Consider the following 11,719-nt stretch of genomic DNA (forward strand, 5'->3'; position numbering starts at 1 on the left):
GACTGACACTCCGCTTTCGCGAGCAAGCCCGCTCCCACATTTTTACCGGGTTCGGCGTCAGACCTGCGCGGTACGCAGTTTCTCGCTACGCCCACGCAGCCATTCCAGGGTCAGCAGCAGGATCACCGAGAAGGCAATCAGCAGCGTCGCGGCGGCAGCGATGGTCGGGCTGAGGTTTTCGCGGATGCCGCTGAACATCTGCCGAGGCAGGGTCGCTTGTTCAGGGCCGGCGAGGAACAGCGTCACCACCACCTCATCGAACGATGTCGCGAAGGCAAACAGCGCCCCGGAGATCACGCCCGGTGCAATCAGTGGCAAGGTCACCCGGCGGAACGTGGTCAGCGGCGCAGCACCCAGGCTCGCAGCGGCCCGCACCAGATTGTGGTTGAACCCCTGCAACGTCGCCGACACGGTAATGATCACGAACGGCACACCGAGTACGGCATGCACGACGATCAGCGAGGTATAGCTGTTGCCAAATCCCAGTGGAGCGAAGGTCAGGTAACTGGCCACACCAATGATCACCACCGGTACCACCATCGGCGAAATCACTAGCGCCATCACCAGCGGCTTGCCCGGGAAATCGCCTCGGGTCAGACCGATCGCCGCCAGCGTGCCGAAGATCATCGCCAGCACCGTCGCGGCCGGGGCCACGATGATGCTGTTCTTCAACGAACGCATCCATTCCGCCGAGGCGAAGAAGTCCTGGTACCAGTGCAGCGAAAAGCCTTGCAGCGGATAGACCAGAAAACTCCCCGAGTTGAACGACAGTGGAATGATCACCAGCACCGGCAGGATCAGGAACAACAGAATCAAGCCGCAGAGAATCCGCAAGCTGTAGAACCACACCCGTTCGATGGGCGACATATAAGGACTCAGCATTTCGTTCTCCCCTTAGCTCAGGCGCAGGCGGCTCGCGCCCACCAGCCAGCTGTAAATCAGATAAAGCACGACCGTCGCGAGCAACAGCAGCCCACCAAGTGCGGTCGCCATGCCCCAGTTGATACTGGTGTTGGTGTAGAAGGCGACGAAGTAGCTGACCATTTGATCGTTCGGGCTGCCCAGCAATGCCGGGGTGATGTAGTAGCCGATGGCGAGGATGAACACCAACAGGCAACCGGCGCCGACACCGGCATAGGTCTGCGGGAAGTACACCCGCCAGAAGCTGGCGAACGGATGGCAGCCGAGGGAAATCGCAGCACGCATGTAGGTCGGCGAGATGCCTTTCATCACGCTATAGATCGGCAGGATCATGAACGGCAGCAGAATGTGCACCATCGAGATGTAGACACCGACACGGTTGAACACCAACTCGATAGGCTTGTCGATGATGCCCATGGCCATCAGGCCGCTGTTGATCAGGCCACCCGATTGCAGCAACACGATCCACGCCGCGACCCGTACCAGGATCGACGTCCAGAACGGCAACAGCACCAGAATCATCAGCAGATTGCTCTGGCGCGAAGGCAGGTTCGCCAACAGGTAAGCCAGTGGATACGCCAGCACCAGGCAGATCGCGGTGATGATCAGGCCCATCCAGAAGGTGCGGGCGAAGATGTCGAGGTAGATCGCCTGATCCGGGGTGGCCGGGGCGATTTCGCCGAGGTCGTCGATGCGATGATCGACAGCCGCCAGCAGGTAATACGGGGTGATGCTGCTGGTGTTGCGGCGTACCGCTTGCCAGTAGGCCGGGTCGCCCCAGCGCTCATCGAGGCCTTCCAGCGCTTCTTTATAGGAAGCCGGCTCAGTGGCGAGCGGCAAGGCACGGGCGGTTTTGGTCAGCAGGCTGCGGTAGCCGGCCAGTTCCATGTTCAGGCGTTTGGACAGATCGCCCAAGGTCTGGTTCTTGCGCGCGTCGGCGAGGTCTTCGGCCGCCGCTTTGTAAACCGGTTCAGCGGGCAGGCCGCGGCCGTCCCAGCTGGCGATGGCGGTCACGGTGCGCGGCATGCCGCCGACCACTTCCGGGTTGCCAACGCTTTTGTAGAGCAGCGCCACGATCGGCACCAGGAACACCAGCAACAGAAACAGCACCAGCGGCGCGATCAACGCCTGGGCCTTCCAGCGGTTGACCCGCTCGGCGTGCTTGAGCCGCTGCTTCAAGGTGGGGCTGGTGCCCTCGTTCAGGGGAACGGCGATAGCCATGACGTACTCCGGGAATCTTTGATCGTTACAGAGACGGCGAACCGCCCCTGTTGTGTTGAAACACCGCAACCTGTGGGAGCGAGCTTGCTCGCGAAGAGGACAGCACATTCAACATCTGTGTTGACTGACCCACCGCTTTCGCGAGCAAGCTCGCTCCTACAGCGTAAGCCCGCGGTGCGGTCTTACTTGGCAGCCCAGGCGTTGAAGCGCTGTTCCAGTTGCTCGCCGTTGTCAGCCCAGAAGCTGACGTCGATCTGCACCTGGTTGGCGATGTTTTCCGGGGTGGTCGGCATGTCTTTCAGGACATCCTTGGCCAGCAACGGTACGGCTTGGGTGTTGGCCGGGCCGTAGGCGATGTTTTCCGAGTAGGTTTTCTGCTGCTGTGGCTGTACCGAGTAGGCGATGAATTTCTTCGCCGCTTCAGCACGCTTGGCATCCAGACCTTTTGGAATGGCCCATGCGTCGAAGTCGTAGATACCGCCGTTCCACACCACTTTCAGATTGCTTTCTTTCTGCACGGCAGCGATCCGGCCGTTGTAGGCCGAGCTCATGACCACGTCACCGGAAGCGAGGTATTGCGGCGGTTGTGCGCCGGCTTCCCACCACTGGATGTTCGGCTTGAGTTCATCGAGCTTCTTGAACGCGCGGTCCTGACCGTCTTTGCCGGCCAGCACTTTGTAGACGTCTTTCGGCGCAACGCCGTCGGCCATCAGTGCGAATTCCAGGGTGTACTTGGCGCCTTTACGCAGGCCACGCTTGCCCGGGAACTGCTTGGTGTCCCAGAAATCCACCCAGCTGGTCGGTGCGGATTTCAGTTTGTCGGCGTTGTAGGCCAGCACGGTCGACCACACGAAGAAACCCACGCCGCAAGGCTGGATGGCGCCCTTGACGTAGTCTTCGGTCTTGCCGAACAACTTCGGATCAAGTTGTTCGAACATGTCTTCGTCGCAACCACGGGACAGTTCCGGCGATTCAACCTCTACCAGATCCCACGACACGCTCTTGGTGTCGACCATGGCCTTGACCTTGGCCATTTCGCCGTTGTACTCGCCGGCCACGATCTTGCCGTTACCTGCCGCTTCCCACGGTGCGTAGAAGGCTTTGACCTGAGCTGCCTTGTTCGCCCCGCCAAAGGACACCACGGTCAGGTCCGGGCCGGCCGCCATAGCGTGCGCCGCGCCCATCATGCCCAGTGCCAAAGCGGTGAATTTCAGGGATCTCAACATTTATTGTTCTCTCCACGTGCAGGGTTGGTGTTGGTATTGCCCGGGCGATCAGTTCGCCTCTAAAAGAGGGTCGAGCGCGCGAACGTGCTCGACCTGCCAGCCAAGCGGTACCACGTCGCCGACGGCGAGCGAGGGATCAAGCTCGGCAATCGGTTGTTTCACGAAGAAGTCGGTCTTGCCGCAGACTTCCATGCGAACCCGGACGTGGTCGCCCAGATAGATGAATTCCTCGACTCGCCCGGAGAAGCGGTTGATGCATTGGTCGCTGGAGCCATTGAGGCTCACTCGCTCCGGGCGGATGGACAGGGTCACCGGCTCGCCGGTCTTGCCGACATTCACCGCCAGCGCTTCAACTTTTTCACCACGCCCCAGTTCGACTACACAGCGGTCGCCGTTCTGACTGTGCAGTCGGCCATTGAGGCGGTTGTTCTCGCCGATGAAGTTGGCGACGAAGGTGTTTTTCGGCTCTTCGTAGAGGGTGCGCGGCGGCGCGATCTGCTGGATTTCGCCCTGATGGAACACCGCCACACGGTCGGACATGGTCAAGGCTTCGCCCTGATCGTGAGTCACGTAGACCACGGTTACGCCCAGGCGCTGGTGCAGGTGTTTGATTTCCATCTGCATGTGTTCACGCAGTTGCTTGTCGAGTGCGCCGAGGGGTTCGTCCATCAGCACCAGTTGCGGTTCGAACACCAGCGCCCGGGCCAATGCCACACGCTGTTGCTGACCGCCGGAGAGCTGCGCCGGGTAACGCTGGGCGAATGCATCGAGCTGGACCATGCTCAGCACGCGCTTGACCCGGGCACTGACGTCGCTCTTGTTCATGCCGCGTACGGTCAGCGGGAACGCCAGGTTCTCGGCCACCGTCATGTGCGGGAACAACGCGTAGTTCTGGAACACCATGCCGATGTCGCGCTTGTGCGGCGGCACGTTGTTGATGGCGCGCCCCGCCAACAGGATTTCGCCCGCGGTCGGGGTTTCGAAACCGGCGAGCATCATCAGGCTGGTGGTCTTGCCGGAGCCGGACGGCCCGAGCAACGTGAGGAATTCGCCTTTGCGAATGTCCAGGTTGAGGTCTTTGACGATCAGGTTCTCGCCGTCGTAGCTCTTCTGCACTCCACGGAAGCTGACCAGAACATCATTGGCCCCTGCGCTTGAATCGACCTGGCTCATACCCACACCTTTGTTATTGATGACTGCTGTGGGATTAAGCCTAGTGGACGCTGAGGGTCACGCAAATCGGGGCGCAAGAGAGATTCGCCTCAGCCGGATGGAAGGCTGGGGGTAGGGATTGCCCTACAAGGATGGCGCGTTTTGGCAAACGCAGCGGCAAGCGGTCAGCTACAAGCCACAAGCAAAGGCAAAAGCGAGTTTGCAGGATGTCGCAAATGGACATGCCAACACATCTCTGTGGGAGCGGGCTTGCTCGCGAAAGCCGTGTATCAGGCCCAAATATGTCAACTGACACACAGCCGCGCCTTGTGGGTGCTGATGGTCTTGCTGCTCAGCGCCAGTTGCTGGGCGATGTCGTTGACGTTGGCGCCCTGGGCCAGGCGTTCGAACACGGAAAATTCGCGTTCGGAGAGCAACGAGTGCAATGGACGCGAGTCGGTCAGGCCGACCTCGAAAACCATGCGGTCGGCCAGCTCCGGGTCTATGTAACGTCCACCTGACGCCACTTTGCGTATGGCCGTCAGCAACAGCGCGGGGTCGCTGTCCTTGGTCGCATAACCGGCAGCCCCGACCTTCAGCGCCCGAGCGGCCATCTGCGCTTCATCGTGCATCGACAACACCAGGATCGCCGGCGGATTGTTCAGGGCGCGAATCCGCGGAATGGCTTCCAGGCCGTTGACGCCCGGCATGGAGATGTCCAGCAGCACCACTTCGCAGGGCACATGACGCAAGGTGTCGAGCAACTGCTCGCCATTGCTCGCCTCCCCCACCACCAGCAAGTCCTTGGCCAGGCCGATCAACTGCTTGATGCCTTCGCGGACGATGGTGTGGTCTTCGGCTACCAGTACACGGATCACGTTCTTCTCCAGATTCAAGATCATTCGCGAGCAAGCCCGCTCCCACATTGGATTTGGACATGTCTGGGATTTGTGCATTTACACAAAACATTGTGGGAGCGGGCTTGCCCCGGGCGGCGTTCCGACGAAGGCGTCGGTACAGTCAACCCAACCTGTTCAGGCACCATCCAAAGGCACTCGCACACTCAGGGTCGTTCCTTCACCCGGCTCACTCTCAAGGGATAACTCACCACCCAGGATCAACACCCGTTCACGCATTCCGACAATCCCAAAGGACGTTGGCCTGCCGGGTGCAGCGACAAAACCTACGCCATCATCGCTGACCGTCAGACACAACTCGTCACCTTCCAGCGCCAGTGTCAGTTCAACAGTATGCGCCTGGGCATGGCGCATGACATTGGTCAGCGCTTCCTGAAGGATCCGGAACAAACCGATAGCCTTGGCATCACTGAGCACCGGCAAGTTGTCCGGCACCTGCACCAGGCACGGAATCTGCGTACGCGCCTCGAAACGCCGGGCCTGCCATTCGATGGCCGAGGCAATGCCGGCATCAAGAATCGGCGGGCGCAATGCGGTCGCGACGTCGCGAACCAACTGGAAGAGTTGAGCGATCAGGCGCTTCATGCTGCTCAGGCGCTCATGCAGACCGGGATCAAGTTGCGCGTAAGCCAGTTCGCACATGGAGGTTTCCAGCTTGAGCACGGTCAGCATCTGACCCAGTTCGTCGTGAACTTCCCGGGCGATGCGTGCTTTTTCTTCCTCGCGCACGCTCTCCAGGTGCGCGGACAATTCACGCAGTTGCTCCCGGGAACTGGCCAGTTCCAGTTCGATGCGCTTGCTCTCGCTGATGTCCCAGACGATCCCGTCCCAGACATAAGCGCCGTCTTCCAGTTGACGGGTGATGGCCTTGATTTCCGCCCAGCGCTGCTCGCCCTGGCGCGTGAGGATTCGCCCCTGCCACGACCAGTCGCTGTCGGTGTCCAGCGCATGATCCTGGGTCTGGTGATAACTGGCCTTGTCATCCGGATGCACGAGGCTGCGCAGGCCTTTATCGCGATGCGCCAGCGTGGCCGGCGAATAACCCACCAGGCTTTCGCTGCCTTCGCTGATGTAGGCAAAGTCGATCTGGCCCGTCACCGGCGCCCGCTCCAGCCGGAAAACCAGTCCCGGAACGTTGGCGGCGATGCCTTGCAGTCGCGCCTCGCTTTCCCGCAAGGCGGCCAGGGCGCGGCGTCGCTCGGTGACGTCGTTGAGGTAAACCACCAGGTATTCGCCATCGCGAAAGCGCAGGAAGCTCAACGAGACATCGGCCGGCAGAATGCTGCCATCAGCGCGCACGCAATTGGTTTCGAAGCTTTGCGGGCCCTCTTCACTGGCCCGGGCACGCTTCCACAGGTTCAGCCAGCGGTCCATGTGCAGGCCGGGTTCGAAATCGATCAGTGGCCGATCGATGATCCCCCCGGCCGGATAGCCAAGCATGCTTTCCGCCGCGCGGTTGGCGTAGCGCACATGGCTGTCCCAGTTGACCCAGAGGATTCCGACGGTGCTCTGGTCGATGGAAAACTGGGTAAGCCGCAAGGCCTCTTCGCTGGCAGCGCGCAAGGCAATGTCTTCCTGCGCGGCCAACAAGCGTTGCTCCAGGTTGTGCTGCTGGCGACGTTGCCAGAACACGATGGCCATGCAACTCAACGCCAGCACGGCCAGCAACAGGCAGAGGTTCTGCCAAAACCCCGGAGACTCGGTGAGGCGCGGATACTTGGGTTGCAGCCATTGATTGTGCAGTTGTTCCAGATCCTTGGCCGGGATCGCCCGCAATGCACTTTCGACAATGCCCGCCAGTTCCGGCTTGTCGCGGCGCGTGGCCACCCGCAGCAGCTGTGGCAGGCCGACATCCCCCACCACCACCAACCCGGCGAACTCCGGTTCGACGGACAGGCGCCCCAGTTGCGCCTCATCGATCACCGCATAGGCCGCCTGTTGGCCAGTCACTAATTGCAATGCCTGGCGTTCCATCGGTACGCCTTGCAGATTCAGGTGCGGATAGTTGCCGCGCAGGTAATCGGCAATGGCACTGGGCATGCGCACGGCGACGCGGGTCTGGCTGTCGAGTTTTTCCAGCTCGACCGCGCCGGCGCTTTTCTGGTCGCTGACCACCAGTTGCGGCACCCGCATGTAGGGGTCGGAAAACTGCCAGAGGCGCAGTCCGCCGGGTGTCTGGGTCAGCCCCGGGGCGATGTCGATTTCACCCTCCCGGGCCGCGGCTTCCAATTGTTCAAGGTCGGAAAAATTGCGCCAGCTCAGTTCGACATTGAGGTTTTTTGCGAGCCACTTCATCAGCTCGACGTTCACCCCTGACAGGCGCTGCAAGCGGCGATCGTATTGCGCATAGGGTGCCTGCAACACCACGCCGACCCGCAACTCGCTTTGCTGCGCCAGCCAGTGCTGTTGTTTCGGTGACAGCTGGGCAACGTGCACCGGGGGCACGACTGCCGCCCAGCCCATCAAGGGAAACCACAAACAGCCGATAACCCACAGGCAGCGAAAACGCATCATTGAACTCTCACACACTGACAAATACTGACCAACCCATTAGGCTGCCGGAACAACTTCTGGCCTGGAATATCCGATGCCCCCTGTCTACCGCCTGGCACTGCCAGCATTGTGCCTGTCGTTGATCCTGCCTTGCGCTTTTTCCGTCGAGGCGGCCGACCCGGCGCCCGCCGCCAAGGAAAAAACCACCGAAGAAAAGCCACTCGAACGTCAGCCGCTGCCTGAACGTAGTCAGGAAGAAGCGACTGCACTTGAGCGAAAGATCCCGGCTCAGGAACAGCAACAACTGCAAGCGGGCACCGACACGTTTCTGGCCTTGTGGAAACCGGCCAACGCCGCCGAACCCAAAGGCGCGGTGATTATCATCCCGGGCGCCGGCGAAACCGTTGACTGGCCGCAAGCGGTCGGCCCTTTACGGCGCAAATTGCCGGATGCCGAGTGGAGCAGCCTGAGTATCACCTTGCCGGACCTGCAAAGCGATGCCATTGCGCCACGAATCGTGGAAGCGACGCCGGCTCCCAAGGCCCCCGAAACCGGCAGTAAAGACTCGACCACCGCGGGCCCCATCGAACAGGTGGCCGCTGGCGAGGCCGATGTGGCCGACAAGGCCATCGCCGAGACCACCGAAGAACAGTCCAGTACAGATGCCGAGCGCATCTTTGCCCGGATCGACGCCGCAATCGCGTTCGCCGAACAGCAAAGCGCTCGCAGTATCGTGGTGTTGGGGCATGGTTCCGGCGCCTATTGGGCCGCGCGCTACCTGAGCGAGAAGCAGCCATCGCAGGTCGAAAAACTGGTGATGGTTGCCGCCCGGACACCTGTGGCGGCCACGCCCGGGCTGGCAGAGCTGACTCCGACCCTGAAACTGCCGACCGCGGATATTTTCTACAAGGACAAGGCGCCGGATCGCAACGCAGCACTGGAACGCCTGCAGGCCAGCAAACGCCTGAAGTCGTCGGCATTCAGCCAGGTCGCACTCAAGGCGTTGCCGGATAGCAAGGCCGAACAGGAGCAACTGTTCCGTCGGGTGCGGGGCTGGTTGAATCCGCAGCCTGCGACAGACTGAAGGACCGAGTCGCTTCATTCGCGAGCAAGCCCGCTCCCACATTTGTCCCAGGGTGCTCGCAAATTTTGTGATCACTCAGGATCTTATGTGGGAGCGGGCTTGCTCGCGAAGGGGTCATTACAGGCAACACAAAGCTATTCGGCTAGCGAAAATCCCGCCGTTCCCGGATCAGCGTATAGGCATTGTGCAATTCACGCGTTCTCTCGGTGGCCTCACGCACCTGCATCGCCGTCGCGCCACTGCCGGCAATCTTGTCCGGATGATGGCGACTGAGCAGGCGCCGATAGGCTCGCTTGATCTGCGCCGGCTCGCTGGTGGCCGACACGCCCAGCAGCCTCAAGGCATCCTGATAACTTGGCACGCTATTGCCCAATGGCCGTTTCTGCGGCTCGTAGTCATGGGCCAACGCTTGCACCTGGTACGGCGTCCAGCCCAGCCACTTGCCCCATTGGCCGATCAACTCACGCTCACTGCGGCCGGCACGACCATCGGCCCACACCATGCGCCAGCAGGCGCGCAACACGCCTTCCGCCGCATGGGGCTGGGCACTCAGGCGACGCAGATAACCGTGCAGCCGGTCGCGGCCCGACTTGCCGCGATTGAACGCGGCAATCGCACGACGCTGGGCCGGCTCGGACATTTCCAGCGAGCGCATTTCCGCCCGAGCCTGATCGATGTGCCCGGCCGTCACCTGGCCGTCGCACTTGGCCAGGCGCCCCAACAAGACAAACAGCAATTCATCGTTACGCAGCACCGGGCGGCCGCCCAGCTTTTCCCGCAAGTGCCCCCAGCTCTGCAAGTGCAAGCGCCGGTCCAGCGCCTGCCCCAACAACGCACCGAGCATGGCCCCCGGAAGACTGGCTATGGCAAAGCCTGCCCCGGCTCCAATCAGAGTCCCTGGCCACAGCATGTCAGCGGCTCGCTTCTATTAATGTTTCAACTTCGGCCAGGCGCTCGTGAGTGCCGACATCAACCCAGTGCCCCTTCAATGGCTCGCCGCTCACTTGCCCGTCAGCCATGGCTTTGCGCAACAGCGGCGCGAGCTTGAAGGCTCCCGCGGTGCAACCGTCGAACAACTGCGGATGCAACACGGCGATGCCGCTGTAGGTCAGGGTGGCAGCTTCCGGCTGACCGTCGCGCACCAGGGTTCCGACCAGGCTGAAGTCCCCGGCCGGATGATGGGGTGGGTTGCTCGCCAGCACCAGATGCGCCAAACCATTGATGGGCTGATGCAGCACGCTGAAGTCGTAATCGGTCCAGATGTCGCCGTTGACTACGACAAACGCTTCATCCCCCAGCAACGGCAACGCGCGAAAAATCCCGCCGCCGGTTTCCAGGGGCTCGCCTTCCGCCGAGTACTGAATGCTCACGCCATAGCGCGAACCATCGCCCAGATAGTCTTCGATCTGCTGACCGAGCCAGGCGTGATTGATCACGATGTCGGTGAACCCGGCGGCGGCCAGCGCTCGCAGGTGATATTCGATCAGCGGGACTCCGCCAGCACGAACCAGCGGTTTTGGCGTGGTCAGGGTCAGCGGGCGCATGCGCTCGCCTTTGCCCGCGGCCAGAATCATTGCCTTCATGCTGTCACTCCGGCACGCAGACTGGCCAGCAACACATCCAGCCCGGCCAGTTCAGGACGGCGCGCGATCACGGCTTCTATGTACGCAAAGAAACGCGGCACATCACCCAGATAACGCGGTTTGCCGTCGCGATGGCAGATACGGGCGAAAATACCGATGACTTTCAGGTGACGTTGCACGCCCATCAAGTCGCTGGCACGCAGGAAATCCTCGAAGTCGGGCTGAACCGGAATGCCGAGGGCGCCCGCTTGCTGCCAGTAGCTTTCGAGCCAGCCGTGCACGCGCTCTTGCGGCCAGCTGAGAAATGCGTCCTTGAACAGGCAGGTCACGTCGTAGGTCACCGGGCCATACACCGCATCCTGGAAATCCAGCACGCCGGGGTTGGGTTCGCTGAGCATCAGGTTGCGCGGCATGTAGTCGCGATGCACCAGGACTTTTGGCTGAGCCAGGGCGCTGTCAATCAACAGTTCGCTGACCTGCTGCCAGAGCACTTGCTGGGCCGGGTCGAATTCGATGCCCAATTCGCGCTTCACGTACCACTCGGGGAACAGTTCCAGCTCACGACGCAGCAATGCCACGTCATAGCTCGGCAGAGGCGCAGCCATCGGCAACTGCTGGAAAGCCAGCAACGCTTGCAGGGCATCCTTGAACAAATCGTCGGCGTTTTCGCTGTCGATGACGTCCAGATAGGTCTTGTTGCCCAGGTCATTGAGCAAAAGAAAACCGCGCTCGAGGTCTTCGGCATAAATTTTCGGCACATTTATTCCGGATTTCGCCAGCAGAAAGGCGATATCCACGAAGGGTTTACAGTTTTCCTGGGGCGGCGGCGCGTCCATCACGATGAAACTTTTGCCACCGCCTTCCCAACGGAAATACCGCCGGAAACTCGCATCGCTGCTGGCCGCAGTCAACGTGGCCGGGGGTACGACACCCCAATCCTGCCCGGCGAAAAGGGTCGCCAATTGTTCATCGAGCCAAACTTTCAGGTGTTGCAAGCGTACATCTTGATCAGGCATTGCAAGGGTCTCCGACGGCGCTAGCCGTCAAGCGGGTCATGCTTTATTATCCAGCATCTTTTTCAGACCATCGAGAGGCGTGCGGCCCACACCGCGGGCAGATGGC

General features: G+C 61.1%; 9 protein-coding genes and 1 pseudogene. 1 reads left to right on the forward strand and 9 read right to left on the reverse strand.

All coding sequences use genetic code 11. From position 1 onward, the window contains the following. Window positions 1-57: 57 nt before the first annotated feature. From AB4Z35_RS04355 to AB4Z35_RS04380, 6 genes and pseudogenes are all read right to left on the reverse strand, one after another. The gene (locus tag AB4Z35_RS04355) at window positions 58-882 is read right to left on the reverse strand and encodes an ABC transporter permease (protein ID WP_442096141.1); all 825 of its coding nucleotides are present in this window, start codon (window positions 880-882) and stop codon (window positions 58-60) included. A gap of 12 nt (window positions 883-894) precedes the next feature. Further along, window positions 895-2,142, reverse strand: coding sequence for an ABC transporter permease (locus tag AB4Z35_RS04360; protein ID WP_007986036.1), 1,248 nt, complete (start codon window positions 2,140-2,142; stop codon window positions 895-897). Between the two features lie 182 nt (window positions 2,143-2,324). After that, window positions 2,325-3,368 carry a polyamine ABC transporter substrate-binding protein gene (locus AB4Z35_RS04365; protein ID WP_007993220.1) on the reverse strand — a complete coding sequence of 348 codons (1,044 nt, stop codon included), beginning with the start codon at window positions 3,366-3,368 and terminating at the stop codon, window positions 2,325-2,327. A 48-nt stretch (window positions 3,369-3,416) separates the two neighbouring features. Then, the gene (locus AB4Z35_RS04370) at window positions 3,417-4,541 is read right to left on the reverse strand and encodes an ABC transporter ATP-binding protein (RefSeq protein WP_442096142.1); all 1,125 of its coding nucleotides are present in this window, start codon (window positions 4,539-4,541) and stop codon (window positions 3,417-3,419) included. A gap of 296 nt (window positions 4,542-4,837) precedes the next feature. Next, window positions 4,838-5,422 (reverse strand): annotated as a pseudogene (locus tag AB4Z35_RS04375) (response regulator); the annotation flags it as partial. Between the two features lie 132 nt (window positions 5,423-5,554). After that, window positions 5,555-7,951 carry a PAS domain-containing sensor histidine kinase gene (locus AB4Z35_RS04380; RefSeq protein ID WP_442096143.1) on the reverse strand — a complete coding sequence of 799 codons (2,397 nt, stop codon included), beginning with the start codon at window positions 7,949-7,951 and terminating at the stop codon, window positions 5,555-5,557. Window positions 7,952-8,024: 73 nt separating this feature from the next. On the opposite strand from AB4Z35_RS04380, the gene AB4Z35_RS04385 reads away from it, so the two are divergent. After that, window positions 8,025-9,014 (forward strand): alpha/beta hydrolase family protein, encoded by a 990-nt coding sequence (locus tag AB4Z35_RS04385; protein ID WP_442096144.1) that lies wholly within the window; start codon window positions 8,025-8,027, stop codon window positions 9,012-9,014. Between the two features lie 142 nt (window positions 9,015-9,156). Here the strand turns inward: AB4Z35_RS04385 and AB4Z35_RS04390 are convergent, their stop codons facing one another. Genes AB4Z35_RS04390 through AB4Z35_RS04400 form a run of 3 tightly spaced genes read right to left on the reverse strand, consistent with a single transcriptional unit; the run spans window position 9,157 to window position 11,613 of the window. Further along, a complete protein-coding gene (locus AB4Z35_RS04390; protein WP_442096145.1) occupies window positions 9,157-9,924 on the reverse strand; it encodes a TerB family tellurite resistance protein in 768 nt (255 codons plus the stop codon). 1 nt (window position 9,925) lies between these two features. Further along, the gene (gene murU, locus AB4Z35_RS04395) at window positions 9,926-10,597 is read right to left on the reverse strand and encodes an N-acetylmuramate alpha-1-phosphate uridylyltransferase MurU (protein ID WP_442096146.1); all 672 of its coding nucleotides are present in this window, start codon (window positions 10,595-10,597) and stop codon (window positions 9,926-9,928) included. Continuing rightward, complete coding sequence (locus tag AB4Z35_RS04400) at window positions 10,594-11,613, reverse strand: aminoglycoside phosphotransferase family protein (protein WP_442096147.1); 1,020 nt, start codon at window positions 11,611-11,613, stop codon at window positions 10,594-10,596. Before AB4Z35_RS04400 ends, murU begins: the two co-directional genes overlap by 4 nt. Window positions 11,614-11,719: the final 106 nt, after the last annotated feature.

It is taken from the genome of Pseudomonas sp. KB_15, assembly GCF_052114525.1.
In the GTDB taxonomy this organism is placed as follows: Bacteria; Pseudomonadota; Gammaproteobacteria; order Pseudomonadales; family Pseudomonadaceae; genus Aquipseudomonas.

Coding starts and splice junctions, on each gene's coding strand:
- AB4Z35_RS04365 (WP_007993220.1), bottom strand. CDS start 3,368: ATGTTGAGATCCCTGAAATTCACCGCTTTGGCACTGGGCATGATGGGC.
- AB4Z35_RS04385 (WP_442096144.1), top strand. CDS start 8,025: ATGCCCCCTGTCTACCGCCTGGCACTGCCAGCATTGTGCCTGTCGTTG.
- AB4Z35_RS04355 (WP_442096141.1), bottom strand. CDS start 882: ATGCTGAGTCCTTATATGTCGCCCATCGAACGGGTGTGGTTCTACAGC.
- AB4Z35_RS04400 (WP_442096147.1), bottom strand. CDS start 11,613: ATGCCTGATCAAGATGTACGCTTGCAACACCTGAAAGTTTGGCTCGAT.
- AB4Z35_RS04390 (WP_442096145.1), bottom strand. CDS start 9,924: ATGCTGTGGCCAGGGACTCTGATTGGAGCCGGGGCAGGCTTTGCCATA.
- AB4Z35_RS04380 (WP_442096143.1), bottom strand. CDS start 7,951: ATGATGCGTTTTCGCTGCCTGTGGGTTATCGGCTGTTTGTGGTTTCCC.
- murU (WP_442096146.1), bottom strand. CDS start 10,597: ATGAAGGCAATGATTCTGGCCGCGGGCAAAGGCGAGCGCATGCGCCCG.
- AB4Z35_RS04360 (WP_007986036.1), bottom strand. CDS start 2,142: ATGGCTATCGCCGTTCCCCTGAACGAGGGCACCAGCCCCACCTTGAAG.
- AB4Z35_RS04370 (WP_442096142.1), bottom strand. CDS start 4,541: ATGAGCCAGGTCGATTCAAGCGCAGGGGCCAATGATGTTCTGGTCAGC.